The organism is Xanthomonas graminis pv. graminis, assembly GCF_030168915.1.
Lineage (GTDB): Bacteria > Pseudomonadota > Gammaproteobacteria > Xanthomonadales > Xanthomonadaceae > Xanthomonas_A > Xanthomonas_A translucens.
The window spans coordinates 554,825-571,868 of the sequence record NZ_CP076255.1 but is presented as its reverse complement, the minus strand read 5'-3'; the positions used below and the strand labels follow the sequence as shown (position 1 = coordinate 571,868).

Annotated in this window: 13 protein-coding genes and 1 pseudogene; 6 read left to right on the top strand and 8 right to left on the bottom strand. The window is 68.8% G+C overall.

All coding sequences use genetic code 11. From position 1 onward, the window contains the following. Positions 1–29 precede the first annotated feature (29 nt). Together argS and KHF85_RS02430 are read left to right on the top strand one after the other, a co-directional pair. Entirely contained in the window at positions 30–1,718 is a 1,689-nt protein-coding gene (gene argS / locus KHF85_RS02435; RefSeq protein ID WP_284568390.1) for an arginine--tRNA ligase, read from the top strand. Between the two features lie 15 nt (positions 1,719–1,733). After that, complete coding sequence (locus tag KHF85_RS02430; RefSeq protein WP_284568389.1) at positions 1,734–2,561, top strand: SPOR domain-containing protein; 828 nt, start codon at positions 1,734–1,736, stop codon at positions 2,559–2,561. 197 nt (positions 2,562–2,758) lie between these two features. Here the strand turns inward: KHF85_RS02430 and KHF85_RS02425 are convergent, their stop codons facing one another. The 4 genes from KHF85_RS02425 to KHF85_RS02410 form a co-directional block, all read right to left on the bottom strand. Continuing rightward, the gene (locus KHF85_RS02425; protein ID WP_284568388.1) at positions 2,759–3,514 is read right to left on the bottom strand and encodes an SDR family NAD(P)-dependent oxidoreductase; all 756 of its coding nucleotides are present in this window, start codon (positions 3,512–3,514) and stop codon (positions 2,759–2,761) included. Between the two features lie 72 nt (positions 3,515–3,586). Then, the gene (locus KHF85_RS02420) at positions 3,587–4,156 is read right to left on the bottom strand and encodes a DUF4865 family protein (protein ID WP_284568387.1); all 570 of its coding nucleotides are present in this window, start codon (positions 4,154–4,156) and stop codon (positions 3,587–3,589) included. Further along, positions 4,153–4,551, bottom strand: a complete 399-nt coding sequence (locus KHF85_RS02415) for a tautomerase family protein (RefSeq protein ID WP_284568386.1) — start codon at positions 4,549–4,551, stop codon at positions 4,153–4,155. Before KHF85_RS02415 ends, KHF85_RS02420 begins: the two co-directional genes overlap by 4 nt. Positions 4,552–4,574: 23 nt before the next feature. Continuing rightward, the gene (locus KHF85_RS02410; RefSeq protein ID WP_284568385.1) at positions 4,575–4,898 is read right to left on the bottom strand and encodes a carboxymuconolactone decarboxylase family protein; all 324 of its coding nucleotides are present in this window, start codon (positions 4,896–4,898) and stop codon (positions 4,575–4,577) included. A 105-nt stretch (positions 4,899–5,003) separates the two neighbouring features. Between KHF85_RS02410 and KHF85_RS02405 the strand changes: the two genes are divergently transcribed. Further along, positions 5,004–5,912 (top strand): LysR substrate-binding domain-containing protein, encoded by a 909-nt coding sequence (locus tag KHF85_RS02405; protein ID WP_284568384.1) that lies wholly within the window; start codon positions 5,004–5,006, stop codon positions 5,910–5,912. A 66-nt stretch (positions 5,913–5,978) separates the two neighbouring features. Here KHF85_RS02405 and KHF85_RS02400 read toward each other — a convergent pair whose 3' ends face one another. The 4 genes and pseudogenes from KHF85_RS02400 to speA all read right to left on the bottom strand — a co-directional run bounded on the left by KHF85_RS02400 (position 5,979) and on the right by speA (position 15,228). Further along, positions 5,979–7,097 carry an acyltransferase family protein gene (locus KHF85_RS02400; RefSeq protein ID WP_284568383.1) on the bottom strand — a complete coding sequence of 373 codons (1,119 nt, stop codon included), beginning with the start codon at positions 7,095–7,097 and terminating at the stop codon, positions 5,979–5,981. A gap of 138 nt (positions 7,098–7,235) precedes the next feature. Next, positions 7,236–8,594 carry a glycosyltransferase gene (locus KHF85_RS02395; RefSeq protein ID WP_409976644.1) on the bottom strand — a complete coding sequence of 453 codons (1,359 nt, stop codon included), beginning with the start codon at positions 8,592–8,594 and terminating at the stop codon, positions 7,236–7,238. Next, a pseudogene (locus KHF85_RS20575) lies at positions 8,587–12,600 on the bottom strand (amino acid adenylation domain-containing protein). The gene KHF85_RS02395 and the pseudogene KHF85_RS20575 overlap by 8 nt, the downstream one beginning before the upstream one ends. Before the next feature lie 738 nt (positions 12,601–13,338). Beyond that, positions 13,339–15,228: an arginine decarboxylase gene (speA, locus tag KHF85_RS02380; protein WP_064539560.1), complete on the bottom strand. Its 1,890-nt coding sequence runs from the start codon at positions 15,226–15,228 to the stop codon at positions 13,339–13,341. A 245-nt stretch (positions 15,229–15,473) separates the two neighbouring features. Here speA and speE point away from each other — a divergent pair, with 245 nt between their 5' ends. The 3 genes from speE to KHF85_RS02365 all read left to right on the top strand — a co-directional run bounded on the left by speE (position 15,474) and on the right by KHF85_RS02365 (position 16,964). After that, positions 15,474–16,325: a polyamine aminopropyltransferase gene (gene speE, locus KHF85_RS02375; protein WP_284568380.1), complete on the top strand. Its 852-nt coding sequence runs from the start codon at positions 15,474–15,476 to the stop codon at positions 16,323–16,325. Positions 16,326–16,395: 70 nt separating this feature from the next. Further along, the gene (locus KHF85_RS02370; RefSeq protein ID WP_284568379.1) at positions 16,396–16,689 is read left to right on the top strand and encodes a hypothetical protein; all 294 of its coding nucleotides are present in this window, start codon (positions 16,396–16,398) and stop codon (positions 16,687–16,689) included. Then, the gene (locus KHF85_RS02365) at positions 16,686–16,964 is read left to right on the top strand and encodes a hypothetical protein (protein ID WP_284568378.1); all 279 of its coding nucleotides are present in this window, start codon (positions 16,686–16,688) and stop codon (positions 16,962–16,964) included. The genes KHF85_RS02370 and KHF85_RS02365 overlap by 4 nt, the downstream gene beginning before the upstream one ends. The last annotated feature ends 80 nt before the right edge of the window (positions 16,965–17,044 follow it).

Sequence of the window (17,044 nt, the reverse complement as noted above, 5' to 3'; positions counted from 1 at the left end):
CCGGTTCCGCGCTTCAAGCAGATAATCACGTGAAATCCCAACTCCGCGCCCTGATCGGTCAAGGCATCGAAGCCTTGCGCGCCAACGGCACCCTGCCGGCCGACACCTTGCCGCAGGACTTCGTGGTCGAGCGGCCCAAGACCCGCGAGCACGGCGACTTCGCCACCAACGCGGCGATGCTGCTGGCCAAGGCCGCGCGCGGCAATCCACGCGCGCTGGCCCAGCAACTGGTCGCCGCGCTGCCGGCCAGCGACGAGGTGACCCGGGTCGAGATCGCCGGCCCCGGCTTCATCAACTTCCACCTCAGCCCCAGCGCCTACCAGCGCGAAGTGCTGGCGGTGCTCAAGCAGGGCGAGGACTACGGCCGCAGCCTGGTCGGCAACGGCCGCACCGTGGGCGTGGAATACGTCTCGGCCAATCCGACCGGCCCGCTGCACGTGGGCCACGGCCGCGCCGCGGCGATCGGCGACTGCCTGGCGCGGCTGCTCGAGGCCAATGGCTGGAACGCCAAGCGCGAGTTCTACTACAACGACGGCGGCGGCCAGATCGAGAACCTGGCGCGCTCGGTGCAGGCCCGCGCGCTGGGCAAGACCCCCGACAGCCCCGACTGGCCGGAAGAAGGCTACCGCGGCGACTACATCCAGGACGTGGCCAACGCCTACCTGGCCGGCGACTCGGTGGATCTGGAGGGCAACCTGGTCACCGGTTCCAAGGATCCGAACGACCTGGAGGCGATCCGCCGCTTCGCCGTGGCCTACCTGCGCAACGAGCAGAACCACGACCTGGCCGCGTTCGGCGTGGACTTCGACATCTACTTCCTGGAAAGCTCGCTGTACCGCGACGGCAAGGTCGAAGAGGCGGTGCAGAAGCTGGTCGCGTCCGGCCACACCTACGAGGAAGGCGGCGCGCTGTGGCTGAAATCGACCGATTTCGGCGACGACAAGGACCGCGTGATGCGCAAGTCCGACGGCAGCTACACCTATTTCGTGCCGGACGTGGCCTACCACCTGAGCAAGTGGCAGCGCGGCTACCTACGCGCGATCACCGAACTGGGCGCGGACCACCACGGCTCGCTGGCGCGGGTGCGCGCCGGCCTGCAGGCGATGGACCTGGGCATCCCCAAGGGCTGGCCCGAGTACGTGCTGCACCAGATGGTCACGGTGATGCGCGGCGGCGAGGAAGTGAAGCTATCCAAGCGCGCCGGCAGCTACCTGACCCTGCGCGATCTGATCGAGGAAGCCGGCCGCGACGCCACGCGCTGGTTCCTGATCGCGCGCAAGCCCGATTCGCAGCTGACCTTCGACATCGACCTGGCGCGCCAGCAGAGCAACGACAATCCGGTGTTCTACGTGCAGTACGCGCATGCCCGCGTGTGCAGCCTGCTGCGCCAGGCGCAGGAGAAGAAACTGGATTACGACCAGGCCGACGGGCTGAGCCAGCTGAACCGGCTGAACGATGCAACCTCGCTGGAACTGATGCTGGAACTCTCGCGCTACCCGGAAGTGGTGGAGAATGCGGGACACCTGCTGGAACCGCACCTGATCGCGCAATACCTGCGCGAACTGGCGACCGCGTTCCACACCTGGTACCACGGCACCCCGGTGCTGGTGGACGATGCGAGCGAGCGCAACGCCAAGTTGACCCTGGCCGTGGCGGCGCAGCAAGTGCTGGCGAACGGCTTGAACCTCCTGGGCGTTTCCGCCCCGGAAAAAATGTGAGTGGAGAAGCAGTAGATGGCAGCAAGACGCGGTAAGACCCAGGCGCGACGCAACAGCGGCAACGGCACGCCCGGATGGGTGTGGCTGATCGCCGGCGTGGCGATCGCGGCGGTGGTGTTCCTGGCAGCACCCGGCCTGTTCAAGAAGGACGGCGACGGCTTCCTGCGCGTGGGCGGCCCGCGCGCCAACCCCGACGCGCAGCCGGCGCCGGTGGCCGATGCCGATGTGGACGCGGCGCCGGAGCTGCCCAAGCCGGCGGCGGCCGGCAGCAGCAAGCCCAACGCCAAGGATGCCAAGAAGGACGCGCAGACCCAGTACGACTTCTACACCTTGCTGCCCGGCAAGGAAGTGCAGATGTCCGACGCCGAACTGGCGGCCAGCGCGCGCGCCGAGACCGCCCGCCAGGCGCGCGCGCCGCAGCCGACGGCAGCCACCGCGGCGACCGCCACCGCCACCGCCACCGCTCCGGCAACGACGGCGGCGCTGTCCAATCCGACGCCGATAGCGGAAACGGCCGCAACCAGCGCGCCCGCCAACACAGCCGCCATCGCGACCAGGCCGGCGGCGGCGGCGGCCACGCCTGCCACGGCCGCAGCGGTAGCGGCGGACAACGCCCGCTACATCCTGCAGGCCGGTTCGTTCGGCGCCTCCGGCGATGCCGAATCGACCAAGGCCAAGCTGGCGATGCTGGGCCTGTCGGCGCGCGTGGAATCGGCGCAGATCAGCGGCAAGACCGTGTACCGCGTGCGCATGGGCCCGTACGGCACCGCCAGCGAACTGGCCGCGGCCAAGCAGAAACTGACCGGCAGCGGCCTGCCGGCGATCGCGATCAAGGCGCAGTGAGGCGGGGAGCGGGGAGCGGGGAATCGGGAAACGGGAATGGGGAGAAGCGGCGTCTCCTGCATTCCCTGCGACCGGCCTACGTAGGCCAGTCGTTTCATTGCCTCGCCAGTCGCGCGAGCGCGCTGCTGGCAGCCTAGCGGCAATGACCTGTAGCAGGCCGCCTGCTTTCGCTTTACCTATTGCCGCTTCCCCACTCCCTATTCCCGGCCCCTGGCCACCTGGAAGCCGGCGAAGGACTGCGTCACCGGCATGATTTCCAGCCGATTGATGTTCAGATGCGGCGGCAGCGTGGCGACCCAGAAGATCTGCTCGGCGATGTCCTCGGCGGTCATCGGCTGCGCGCCGTGGTACAGCTTGTCCGATGCGCCCTGGTCGCCGTGGGTACGGACCAGGGTGAACTCGGTCTCGGCCATGCCCGGCTCGATCGCGGTCACGCGCACGCCGGTGCCGTGCAGGTCCGAGCGCAGGCCCAGCGAGAACTGGCTGACGAAGGCCTTGGTGCCACCGTAGGCATTGCCGCCCGGATACGGGTACCGCGCGGCCACCGAACTGATGTTGACGATCGCGCCACGGCGCTGGATCAGCGTCGGCAGCAGGCGATGGGTCAGGGTCACCAGCGCGGTGATGTTGGTGTCGATCATCGTGCGCCAGTCGTCCAGCGACGCGGCCTGCGCCGGTGCGGTGCCCTGCGCCAGGCCGGCGTTGTTGACCAGCAGGTCGATGCCGCGGAACGCGTCCGGCAGCGCGGCCAGCATCGCATCGAGCGCGGCGGCGTCGCGGATGTCGAACGCCGCCACGTGCACACGCTCGGCGCCGAACTCGGCCAGCAGCGGCTGCAGCCGCTCGGCGCGGCGGCCGGTGGCGATCACGCGCCAGCCGGCGTTGACGAAGCGGCGCACGGCGGCGGCGCCGAAACCGGAGGTGGCACCGGTGATCAGGGCGGTCTGGGTCATTGAGAGGCCGGGAATGGGGAGTGGGGAATCGGGAATGGTAAAAGCAAACAGGCAACGCGGGGTGCCGTTGCCTCAACCGCCGCTTGCCGGCATGGACACATGGCCCACAGCGTAGGCTTGACCGACCTCCGGCGAGGGCGGCGGCAGATCGCGCCAAAGCTGCAGGCGCAGCCGGTTCCAGCCGTGCGGCTCGTAAGCGCTCAGCGTGGCCAGCGCGCCTGCGACAACAGCGTTCCGCGCCCACTCGGCCTCGCGTTCGCTCAGCGTTTCCAGCGGGTCGGCATCGGGGATCGCGGCGATCTCGCGACGGGCGTAGCGGGCGCCGCGCAGGTCTGCGTGCAGATGCGCAGCGCACACCGTCCACAGTTGCACAGCAGGCCGTCCGAAGGACGCGGTCAGCGCGCGGAACGCGGCGCCGGCGAGGAAATCGCGCATCGCCTCGGCATCGCGCCACAGATAGAACGGCGCATACAGGTTGCTGCGGCTGGACAGCGCGCGATCGCCGCGATCGGCGCTGAGATAGGCCTTGAACAGCAGGCCCGGCAGATCGTCCAGCAACGGCCCCTTGTCGGCGATGCGGCGCCGGATGATGGCCATGTCGTAGTCGGCCGGCAACGCGATGCTGTACTGCATGGCGATCATGCGTCGGCCTGCGCTGCCACGATCCCGGCGCGGCCACCGCCGAAGGACCAGTCCTGCGCCGCGGTGGTGACGATGTTCACCATCACGTCTTCAGGCGCGATGCCCGGCGCGATCGCCAGCAGCTCCACCAGGCGCCGGTAGAACGCGCGCTTGCAGGCCTCGCTGCGCGGCCGCCCGGCAGTGATCGCGATCAGCACGAAGGCGTCCGAGCGCGGTCCGCCGAGATAGTGGCGATCGAACACCAGTTCCCCCGGATCGTGCTGGTGGATGACCTGGAAGCAATCGCCGGCCGGCACCTCGAAGGCCTCGTGCATGGCCTGGTAGACGCTGGCGGACAAGGCGCGCAGATAGTCGGGAGTAGCGCCGCGCTGCAGCGAGATGCGGGCGTAGGGCATGGTTATGTCTCCTGCTGGAGGGATCAGGCGGCCGACGCGGTCGCGGCACGCAGCAGCGGCAGCGCCGAGGCGGCGCACGGCCAGCCGGCGTAGAACGCCAGATGGGTGATCGCTTCGGCCAGTTCGTCGCGGCCCAGGCCGTTGTCCAGCGCGCGGCTGAGGTGGAACGGCAGCTGCTGCGGCCGGTAGAGCGCCACCAGCGCCGCTACCGTGACCAGGCTGCGCTCGCGCGGCGACAGCGCGGGACATTGCCACAGGTCGGCGAACAGCACTTCGTCGGTCATTTGCGCGAATTTCGGCGCGATATCGCCGAACAAGGATGCATCAGGCTGGGGCAGATCGGACATTGGCGTCTCGCGCTGGAGATTGACTGCGCCCAGCCTAGCCACCGAAGATGCTCCTGAAAATCGGGAAATTCAGCATCCAATCTTCGATAAAACAGGATCGATAGCATGCGTCGCGTCAGCTTCGACCTCGATGCGCTGCGCAGCTTCGTCGCCGGCATCGAACTGGGCAGCTTCGCCAAGGCGGCGGATCGGCAAGGACGCTCCACGTCCGCGATCAGCGCGCAGCTGAAGAAGCTGGAAGACCAGGCCGGCCAGGCGCTGCTGCGCCGCAGCGGCCGCGGGCTGGCGCTGACCGAGGCCGGCGAGGTACTGCTGGCCTACGCACGGCGCCTGCTCGACCTCAACGACGCCGCCGCCACCGCGCTGCACGAACCCGCCCTGCAGGGCTGGGTACGGCTCGGGCTGCAGGAGGATTTCGGCGAGCACATGTTGCCGGACGTGCTCGGGCGCTTCGCCCGCGCTCATCCCAAGGTGCGCATCGAAGCGCGCATCGCGCGCCATCAGGAATTGTTGGCGCGGGTCGAAACCGGCCAGCTGGACCTGGCGCTGGTCTGGGACGCAGGGAGCGCGACGGCACATCGCCAGCCCCAGGCCGCCTGGCCGATGCGCTGGATCGCCGCGGACGATGCGCCGCCGCCGGAGCCGGCCGGCTGGAACGGTGAGACGCCATTGCCGCTGGTGATGCTGGACGCGCCGTGCCTGCTGCGCACGGCGGCGACCACGGCGCTGGACCGCGCCGGCATCCCGTGGCGCATCGCCTTCACCAGTGCCAGCCTGGGCGGGGTCTGGGCCGCGGTCCGCGCCGGCCTGGGCCTGACCTTGCGCACGCCGGCCGGCCTGCCCGACTCGCTGACACTGCTGCCGCCAGGAGCCGGCGGCCTGCCGAGGCTGCCGGCGCTGGGCTTGAACCTGCATCGTGCCGACGCGGAACCGGCACCGGCAGTGGCGCGGCTGGCGGAGATCCTGCAGCAGCGCCTGCATGAAGCGCGCGTGGCCTACACCGATCCGGAGTAAAGCCGTGGCGTGGAGAACCGCACACGTCCAGCAATCGCCGCGCCGATGCGCTCCGGCAGTGGCGGCCTAGGCAGCCACCGGCACATCGGCGGACGTGCGCCGCAAGCGCTCGCGCAGCTGCAGGAACGGCCGCTCCACCGCGTAGTGCAGCAGCGCAGCGGCCAGCAGCGCCATCGCCGCATAGATCGCGAATGCGAGCAGCCCACGTCCGTCGAGCGCGGCGCCGAACCAGCGCTGGGTGAGATGGAACACGGCCTTGTGGGTGAGGTACAAGCTGTACGAGATCGCCGCCAACCACCCAGCTCCAGGCAGCGCACGCAGGCCGATCCAGCTGCGCGTGGACGCGCCGGCAATCACCAGCAACGCCAGCCCCAGCGACAACAGCGGCCAGCCGATCGCGTTGCCGAGCAGGCCGGTACGTTCGCGGAACAGCCACAGCGCCAGCGCGCACACCGCCAACCCGGCCAGCAGCAGCGCATTCGCGCGCGCCTGCAGCCACTGCCAGCGCTGCGGCCGGAACACCTTGAGCACGGCCAGCACCACGCCGGCCAGCAGGCCGTCGAGCCGGTTCCAGGTCGGGTAGTAGAGATCCTCGATGAACCAGTTGCGTTGCAGCCCGTCGCCGATGCGCTCGAGCGCGCTGTCGTGCAGCCAGGTCGCCGTGCGCAACGCGATCCCGGCCAGTACCACCGTGCTGCACAGCGCGACGAAGCGCGGCGCCGACGGCCGCCGCATCGACAGCGCCGCCAGCAGCGGGAACACCAGGTAGAACTGCTCCTCCACGCACAGCGACCAGGCATGCGAGAACGCCGGCTGGTTGGCGTAGTCGATGCCCAGGTTCAAGCTGAAGCTGGCGAACATCCACCACGGCGCGATGCCCGGCGCTTCGCGAAAACCCGGCCAGGCCAGGTACAGCGCCAGCACCACGACGAAGGCCGGCAGGATGCGCAACGCGCGGCGCAGGTAGAAATCGCCAAAACGCAGCGGTTCGCCGCGCGCCAGCGGCGCCAGCACCTGGCTGCCGATCAGCAAACCGCTGAGCACGAAGAACAGGTCCACGCCCATCCAGCCATAGCGCGACAGCCAGGCCCAGTCCGGTCCCAGGCCGCCGACCACGAACGAATGGAACAGCATCACCCAGCCGATCGCCAGCGCGCGCAACAGATCCAATCCGGGGTAGCGCATGCGGCCGGCATCCTTTCACGGCAAGGAACGTGGGCGACATTCTAGGCAGGGCAGCGCGACCGCTCAATGCGCGCTGGATACCTCCAACCTCTGCGTGCCGCATCGCGCGACGACCACGCGGTAGGGCGGCGATGCGGACTAGCGTCCTCCCGCTCCAAGGGCCTGCGGCGACACCGAGCGATCGGGTTCACCACGCCCGAGCCGCGGCAACACGCCCCAGCGTTCCAGCCACGCCACCGCCGTCGCCACGCCATCCTCAGCACGGATGCGCGCGCCCAGGTGCGCCGCTGCCTGCACCATCGCCGGTTGCGCCGCCTGGTCTAGCGCGGCGGCCAGGGTCTGCGCCTGCAGGCCGGCGCGGGCTAGCGCCGGCGGCGCCACGCCCTGTTGCGCCAGACAGTGCGCCCAGAACGGCTGGTCGCCGTAGAACGGCACCACCACCGAGGGCACGCCCGCCGCCGCCGCCGCACCGGTGGTGCCTGCGCCGCCGTGGTGCACGATCGCGGACATGCGCGGGAACAGCCAGGCATGCGGCGCCTGCTGCAAAGGGAAGATCTGCGCATCGGCGTGCACATGTGCGGCGTCCAGCCCGCCCCAGCCGCTGGCCAGCACCGCGCGCCGGCCGCTGCGCCGCACCGCCTCGACCAGCATTGCGACGAATGCCTGGGGATCGGCGCTGACCATGCTGCCGAAGCCGATGTAGACCGGCGCCGGACCGGCGTCGAGAAACGCCTGCAACGCCGCGGGCGGCTGCCACTGCGATTCGGGCAACATCCAGTAGCCGCAGATCTGCACCGACGCGGGCCAGTCGCGCGGACGCGGCAGCAGCTGCGGGCTGAAGCCATACACCACCGACACCTGCGCCGAACCGCGATGGAAGAAAGGCCCGTACCAGGGATAAGCACGCAGCCCGAGCTGCGCGCGCACGCACTGGTTGATCGCCGGCCGCATCACCCGCCACACCGCCAGGCGCATCAGGTGATAGGCGGCCATGCTCAGCGGCCCCGGCACATTGCGCCCGGCCAGCGGCATCGGCGGCAAGTGCCGCGACGCGGTAAAGGGTTGCAGCTGCGCGAACACCACCGGAATCGCGCACGCCTCGCCCAGCGCCGCGGCGAGCAGGCTGCCGCTGCCGACGCCGACCAGCAGATCGGCGCCGGTGCACGCCAGCTGCCCTTGCGCGGCCCAGTCCTTCGCCCACAACGCCATGCGCTCGCGGAACAACGTCGCCATCGCTTTCCACTGCAGCCCACGCTCGGCGATGCTCGGATCGTTTTCGAGCAAGGCCTGGAAGTCGCCGCTGAGCGCGAAGAAGCTCAGCCCGGCAGCGCGGATCTGCTCGGCGAAGTTGGCGCTGGTGACGATGCGCACCGCGTGGCCGCGCTGCTGCAGTCCGCGGCCCAGCGCCAGCAGCGGTTGGATATCGCCGCGCGTGCCCAGGGTGAAGATCGCCACCGTCGCGCCGTGCGCCGGCGCGGCATGCTGCTGCTCAGGCATCGGCCAATGCCTCCGTGGCCGGCAGCGGCGGGGCCAGCCGCGCTGCGGTCGCAGCGCCGCGGTGTCCGGACTGGCGCGGGTGCAGGCGCGCATCCACGATGCGCGCGATCTGCGCCGCTGGCGCCAACTGCAGCATCGACTGATGGTCGCTGTCGATCGAGTACACCTCCAGTCCGGCCACGACACCGCGCCACGCATCGGGGCGATGATCCGACAGCGGCGACAAGTCCAGCGCCGGCTTGATCGCCGCATCGAAGAACAGCAGGTCCACGTCCACGGGTTGCGGCTGGAAATGGCCGGCCAGCGCCAGCTGATGCTCGGTCAGTGCGGCGATGCGGTCGAACAACTGCGGATCGTCCTGCAGCAACTGTTGCACCAGCGGCACCGACAGCAAGCCGTAGTGTTCGCACAACAGCATCGACAACTCGGCCACGCACGCGGGAGCCGGCTGGCCGGGATCCAGCCGCAGGCCGAGGAACGCCACGGCGGCGCGCACCCTGGCCGCCTCGTCGCCCAGCGTGGCGATGCGCGCGGCGAACGGATAAGCGTCGAGCATGGCCAGCAATTCCACCTCCTGGCCGCCGGCCCGCAGCTCGGCGGCCATCGCATGCACGATCAAGCCGCCCAGCGACCAGCCCAGCAGCCGGTACGGCCCCTGCGGCTGCACGCGGCGGATCCGCTGCACATAGTCGGCGGCGATCGTCTCGATGCTGTCCGGCAACGCGGCGCCGCTGCGCAAGGCCGGCGATTGCAGCGCATACACCGGGCAGCCCGGATCGAGCTGGCCGAGCAGTCCAAGATACGACCACCCCAGCCCCACCACCGGATGGATGCAGAACAGCGGCCGGTTGCCGTGATCGCCGGCGCGCAACTGCAACAACGGCGCCAGCGGATCGTTCTGCGCCTCCTCGGCATTGGCCATCAGCGTCGCCAGGCCGGCCACGGTCGAGGCCTGGAACAGGCTGCCCAGCGGCAGTTCGATCCCGAACCGGCTGGGAAACCGCGCCAGCAATTCGGCCGCGGTCAACGAATCGCCGCCCAGTTCGAAGAAGTTGTCGTGCACGCCGATCCGCTCCACCGCCAGCAGGTCCTGCCACAGCGCGATCAGACGCTGCTCGAGCGGATTGCGCGGCGCCACGTAGCGCGGTGCCGCCGCTGTGCCCGGAACCGGCAGCGCCTTGCGGTCGAGCTTGCCGTTGGGGGTGAGCGGCAGCGCCGGCAGCGCCATGCACACCGACGGCAACATGTACTCGGGCAAACGCCCGTGCAACTGCTGGCGCAGCGCGTCGAGCGTCGGCAGCGCGGCGCCGTCGGCCGCCACCAGATAGGCCACCAGTTGCATCACGCCATCGGCGTCGCCATCGCGGTGGCCGACCACCGCCGCCGCGGCGATCGCCGGATGGCACAGCAGCGCGGCTTCCACTTCGCCCGGTTCGACCCGGTGCCCTCGGATCTTCAACTGCGCATCGGCGCGGCCGAGGAATTCCAGTACGCCGTCCTCGCGCCAACGCGCCAGATCGCCGGTGCGGTACATGCGCCCGCCATCGGCGGCGAACGGATCGGGCAGGAAGCAGGCGTCGCTGAGCTGCTGCCGCTTGCGGTAGCCCTTGGCCACGCCGGCGCCGCCGATATACAGCTCGCCGCTGGCGCCGGTGGGAACCGGCTGCTGCTGGGCATCGAGCACATAGACGCGGGTGTTGCGCAGCGGCCGCCCGATCGGCACCGATGCGGTATCCGCCGGGGTCAGGTGCATCAGCGTGGACCACACCGTGGTTTCGGTGGGGCCGTACAGGTGCGTCAGCTGCGCGGTACGCTGCAGCAGCCGGGTCGCCAACTCGCCGCTGAGCGCTTCGCCGCCGACCAGCGCGTGCACCTGCTGCAACGGCAGATCCTCGTTGGCCAACAGGATGCGCCATAGCGAAGGCGTAGCCTGCATCAGGCTGATCCGCTCACGCGCGATCAACCGCGACAGGCCTTGCGGATCGTGCAGCGCGCCATCGCCGGCGATCACCACGCTGGCGCCGCAGATCAGCGGCAGATACAGCTCCAGCGCGGCGATATCGAAACTGATCGTGGTCAGTGCCAGCACCCGGTCGCTGGCCTGCAACTGCAGTTCGTGCTGCATGGCGAACAGGAAGCTGGCCAGATTGCGGTGGCTGACTTCCACCCCCTTGGGCGTTCCGGTGGAACCGGAGGTGTAGAGCAGATAGGCGATGCCATCGGCCGTGGCGCGCGGCGCGGGCAACGGCGCCAGATCGGTCCCTGCCCGCGGGTCGAGCCAGACGATGCCGCCCAGCGCATGCTGCTCCCACTGCGCCGGTTCGCACACCAGCGCGATCGCGCCGGAGTCTTTCAGTATCGTCGCGTTGCGCTCCGCCGGACCCAGCGGATCCAGCGGCAAATACGTGGCGCCGCTCCACATCACCGCGAGCAGCACCACCAGCAGCTGCTCGCTGCGCGGCAACGCCACCGCGATCACGTCGCCCGGCGACACCCCCTCCTGAACCCACTGCGCCGCCAACTGCGCGCTGCGCTGCTGCAGGCTGCGGTAGTCCAGCACCCGGCTAGCGCAACGCACCGCGATCGCATCGGGCGTACCGGCAGCCTGCTGCGCGAATCAGTGCGGCAGGCTGCTCGGCTCGGGCAGCGCGGCATCGGTGCGGTTCCAGTCGTAGAGCAGGCGTGCGCGCTCTTGCGCACCCAGCATGTCCACCTGCCCCAACGCCTGGGTTGGATCGTCCAGCACCGAATCGACCAGTTGCAGCAGGCGTCGGCGGTGTTCGTCCAGTTCCTCGCGGGTGTACAGCCCGGGATTGGCATCGAAATCGAAGCGCACGTCGGCACCATCGCCGCGTTCGTAGAAGAAGATGGTCAGATCCTCGAACGAGCCGTTGGACAGATTGTGCGGAATCGCCTGCACGCCGCCGAAATCCAGCGCGTAGTCGAACGCCTCGATATTCACCGCCAGCCATGCCAACTGCTGGTCGTTGCGAACCAGACCCAGGGCGCGGCGCAGATCTTCGTAGCGATATTGCTGATGCCGCAGCGCCGACCTGACCACCGACGCCACCTGGGCGAACAGGTGATGGAACGGCGCCTGCGGCGCCATCGCCAGGCGGATCGACACCGCATTGGCGACCATGCCCGGCGTGTTGCGGTACTGGCGGTTGACCCGCCCGGTCACCGGCATGCCGAAGATCAGATCCTCCGCGCCGGTATTGCGATGGTAGAACGCGGCGACCAACGCGATCAGCAACTGCGGCAGCGTGGCGCCGTACAGGGCGCCAAGTTCGCGCAGACGCACGATCTGCGCACTGGACAGGTAGCCCGTACTGCGCAAAGAGCCGAATTGCAACGCGCCGGGGCGGCGCGTCAGTCTCACCGCCGGCGGGGGGTTGGCCAACTGCTGCAGCCAGTAGTCGCGATCGCGGCGGCAACGTTCGGACTCGCGGTACGACGCTTCCAGCTCGACCAGCCCGGCCAGCGGACCGGCCGTACTCGCCGGCGGCTCGACGCCCGCGGCATAGGCGCTGTAGAGCTCGGCCATCCGCTGCGCGGCCATGCCGCCGCTGTAACCGTCCATCATAATATGGTGCGCGTATTGCACCCACAGATAGTGGTCTTCGCCCAGCCGGAACAGCACGCAACTCCACATCGGATCGCGCGCGATGTCCCACTGCCGCTCAATCGCCTGCGCGACCCAGCGCTCGGCCGCCTGACGTGGCGCCGCTTCGCCGCTCAGATCGAGATACGGAAAATCGCCAAGGTATTCGGCCTCCACCCGCTGTCGCGGCACGCCGTTCTCTTCGACGATGCGCGTCCGGATAGCCTCGAATTCGCGCACCACCTGCCGCGATGCGCGCAGGATCAGTTGCGGCTGGATCGGACCGCACAGTTCCAGCGCCTCGGACAAATTCAGCGAAGCCTTTGGATTGATTTTCTGTGCGACCCACAGTCCGCGCTGGGCGATGGTCAAAGGCAGGGAATCGCAGGAGAGCTGGTTCATGCATGCTCCTTATTGGACTCGCTCGCAAGGCGTTGCCATCGACGCCGGAATCGGCGTCGAGAAAGCACGACCCACAAGGAGTCGGATTGAGATCGAGTTAATATGATCCCCGGTCCGGAAACCGGAAAAATCCGGGGAAACGCCCAAACACTACCCCCACGTCAACCAGCGGCAGGATGACAACGGATCATTGCCCTGATCGAGAAAGTACAAGCACGCAACACCGACAGCCAAATAAAAAGGCAGTCAATCTTTAGATTCCGCGTAGAGATTTTCCATTTGCGCTTGCGCACTGTCCACCGAAACCCGGTGCGGCAAATCACAATTCCATGTCCGTTAACGTAGACATGTAGATAGAACAGTGATTAGGGACACTCTTGTCTTCGACCTGTATTATGCCGCGGCATCTATGCGCCCGCAGACCGCGCAGATGTGGAGAAACATAAGCCGCCATGCGCGGCCAAGGCAGCACTGTCACCACGCTTCAACCTGCATGCTCATCGACACGCGTGGGCGGGCAAACCCACAGCGACATCCTGGTCAGGCGATGCCCGCAGCACAGGGGCATGCGCGCAGTGCTGCTTGCTTAGCATGGCGAAGCCGCCGGATAGCACCGACATGCAGCGTCGACGATGACAGGTGCGCTGCCGCAATCGCCAGCCGTAGCAGCGGCGGTGTACCCGCCGCCCACGGTGCGGGCCGGCGGCGCGCGCTGGCGGCTAGCGCATGTCGGGTCGATCAGCCCAGCGGCTCGTCCGACAGATAGGTGTAGCCGGTCAGCCCCGCTTCCAGCGCCGCCGACAAGGCCTGCGCCTGCGCCGCCGGCAGCTGCGCGGCGGCCACGCGCTCGGCGTAGGCCGCGCGCAGGTCGGCCAGTGCATAGCCCACGTAGTCCAGCATCACGTCGGTGGTGTCGCCGCGGCGCTGCTGGGCGATCCGGTAGCCGTCGCCATCGGCGCTGACCTCGATCGCATCGGTGTCGCCGAACAGGTTGTGGATGTCGCCGAGGATCTCCTGGTAGGCGCCGACCAGGAAGAAGCCGAGCCGGTAGCTCTCGCCCGCGCGCAGCTCGTGCAGCGGCAGCGAGCTGTCCAGGCTCTCGTTCTCGACGTAGGTCTTGACCATGCCGTCGGAGTCGCAGGTCATGTCGCAGATCACCCCGCGCCGCGCCGGCGCCTCGTTCAGGCGCTCGATCGGCACGATCGGGAACACCTGGTCGATCGCCCACACGTCGGGGATCGATTCGAACACGCTGAAGTTGACGAAATACTTGTCCACCAGCCGCTCGTTGAGCTCGTCCAGCACCGGGCGGTGGCTCTTTTCCTCATGGCTCAGGCGCGCACGCACGCCGTGCGCGATGGCGTAGAACAGGTCGTCGATGCGCGCGCGCTGCGGCAGGTCGATCTGGCCCAGCGCGTAGCTGGACAGGCCTTCGGCATGGAAATGCTGCGCTTCCTGGAACAGTTCCACCGCCGGGCGCACGTCCAGCTCGTCGTGGATCTCGCGCAGGTGGCGGATCGCTGCCGGCTCGTCGGCATGCGCGTCGGGCACGCGCCCTTCCGGCGCCTGCTCCACTTCCGAGACGTTGGCGATCAGCACCGCGTGGTGCGCGGTCATCGCGCGGCCGCACTCGGTGACGATCCGCGGCGGCGGCAGGCCGTGTTCCTCGCAGGCATTGGCCAGCGGCTGCACGATGTTGCTGGCGTAGGAGTGCAGGCCGTAGTTGATCGAGCAGTAGCTGCGCGAACGGGTACCTTCGTAATCGATGCCCAGGCCGCCGCCGACGTCGACGTGGCTGATCTTCGCGCCCAGCTTGGACAGCTCGACGAAATAACGCGTGGCCTCGCGCATGCCGTTGGCGATGTCGCGCACGTTGGAGATCTGCGAGCCCATGTGGAAGTGCAGCAGGTTCAGCGACTCGGCGTATTCGGTGTCGCGCAGCGCCTTCCACAGGTCCAGCACCTGCCGCGGCGACAGCCCGAACTTGGCCTTGTCGCCGCCGCTGTTCTGCCACTTGCCCGCGCCCAGCGAGGCCAGGCGCATGCGCACGCCCAGGCCCGGCTTGACGTCCAGCGCGCGCGCTTCCTCCAGCACCAGCTTCAGCTCCGACGGCTTCTCGATGACGATGAAGGTCTGCAAGCCGAGCTTGCGCCCGATCAGCGCCAGGCGGATGTATTCGCGGTCCTTGTAGCCGTTGCAGACGATCAGCCCGCCCGGCCGCGACAACGCCAGCACCGCCATCAGTTCCGGCTTGCTGCCGGCTTCCAGGCCGAAACCCTCGCCGTGGTGGCTGGCCAGGGTGCCGGCCACGCCGCGGTGCTGGTTGACCTTGATCGGGTACACCGCGGTGTAGCCGCCGGCATAGTCCCAGTCGGCCTGGGCCTGGGCGAAGGCCGACTGCAGCTTGCCCAGGCGCTCGCCCAGGATGTCCGGAAAGCGCACCAGCATCGGCAGCTTGGCGCCGGCCGCGCGCGCGGCGTCCACCACCTCGGGCAACGCGATCGCCACGCCGTCGGCGCCTTGCGGGCGCACCACCATCCGGCCGGCCGCATCCACGTCGAAATACCCATCGGCCCAATGCGGGATCGAATAGGTCTTGCGGGCCTGGTCGAGGGACCAATCGCTCATCGTGGCGGCTCGGCGGGGAAAAGGGGCGTGGATTGTAACGCCTGCTACGCGTGGGCTCCGTTACAATCCGCGCCGAGCTGATGCCCCTCTCCTGGTGGGAGCGGGGTGGGTCGGGGTTCGGGTGCTGCGCGGCGTGGTTTGGGTGCGCGAGGCTGCGCCCTTACCCTCATCCCGCGCTGCGCGCCACCTTCTCCCGGTGGGAGAAGGGATCGTCTGCATTCTTTCCGCTTTACTTAGGACATCGCATGAGCGCCAACGACAACTGGTACATCGAACACTTCCAGCCCACCGGCTCGGCCATCGGCTACCGCATCACCGGCAAGCTGGACGAGGTGCAGTCGCCGTTCCAGAAGATCGAGATCTACGACACCACCGACTGGGGCAAGTTGATGGTGATCGACGGCGCGGTGATGCTGACCACGCGCGACAACTTCTTCTACCACGAGATGATCAGCCACCCGGCGCTGTTCACCCACGCCGCGCCCAAGCGCGTGGTGATCATCGGCGGCGGCGACTGCGGCACCCTGCGCGAAGTGCTCAAGCACCCGGGCGTGGAGCGCGCCACCCAGTGCGACATCGACGAGCAGGTCACGCGCATGGCCGAGAAGTACTTCCCGGAGCTGTGCGAGTCCAACGCCGATCCGCGCGCCGAGCTGCTGTTCGACGACGGCATCGCCTATATGGCCAACTGCCCGGCGGGCAGCGTGGACATCGTCATCGTCGATTCCACCGACCCGGTCGGCCCGGCCGAAGGCCTGTTCAACAAGGCGTTCTACGCCAGCTGCTTCAAGGCGCTGAAGGACGACGGCATTCTGGTGCAGCAGTCCGAATCGCCGCTGGCGTTGCTGGACCTGATCAAGGAAATGCGCACGGAGATGGGCAAGGCCGGCTTCGCCAGCTTCCACACCGTGCCGTTCCCGCAGCCGTGCTACCCGACCGGCTGGTGGAGCGTGACCCTGGCGCGCAAGTCCGGCGGCTTCGACTTCCGCGAAGCCGACGCGGCGGCCAAGCCGTTCGTCACCCGCTACTACAGCGCGCACCTGCACACCGGCACCCAGGTGCTGCCGCCGTTCGTGGCCGAGGCGCTGGGCGGCTAAGCGTCGGGCCGGCGCCGACGAGGTTGGCGCCGGTCGCGCCGCGCGGAGCGCCGGCGGCCGGCACGCCACGGTGTTCGCCCTCGCCGCATGCCGCAGCCGGCACGCCACCGCGCGCACCGCGTTCGCGCTGGTCGCCGCATGCAACGGCCTGTGGGGCGCGGGCTACCTGATCTTCTCCGCGGTCACCGGCCCTGGCGATCTCGCCTTCGTGGTGCGCGATCTCGCGTTGCGGCCAGGATGGGCGTGGCGCCTGGGCATGGGACCGACCGGACTGTGGTTCTACCGCATCGTCGTGCGCAACGCCGCCCCCTGCCTGCCGAACGGCATGCCACGCTGGCCCCGTATTGCGTGGCGGGCGGCGTGACTCGCATCAGCGTGCTGTTCTATCCAGGCGAGGTGTTGCCCGCGCTCAAGGAAGCGGCGCAAGAAAGCCTGCTCGCGCCGCTTGGCCTGCTGTTCGTCGCGTTCTGCCGGCGCCCATCCCGGGTCTTGCCACCGCCATCCAGCCGGACCGCCGTGCTCGCCTTCTGGCTGACCCTTGGACGGGGCTATGCCACGCATCGGCCTGCGGCGTGCACCCTTGCCACCGCCCCGCAGAAGCGCCGGCCTGCGCGCACCGCACGCTCTACTTCGTGCTAGGCTCATCGTAGGCGTTGCAAGCCGCCACCGGGTCCGCGGAAAGGGTTCAACCCACTTGCCGAATGCTTGCCACCACCAAC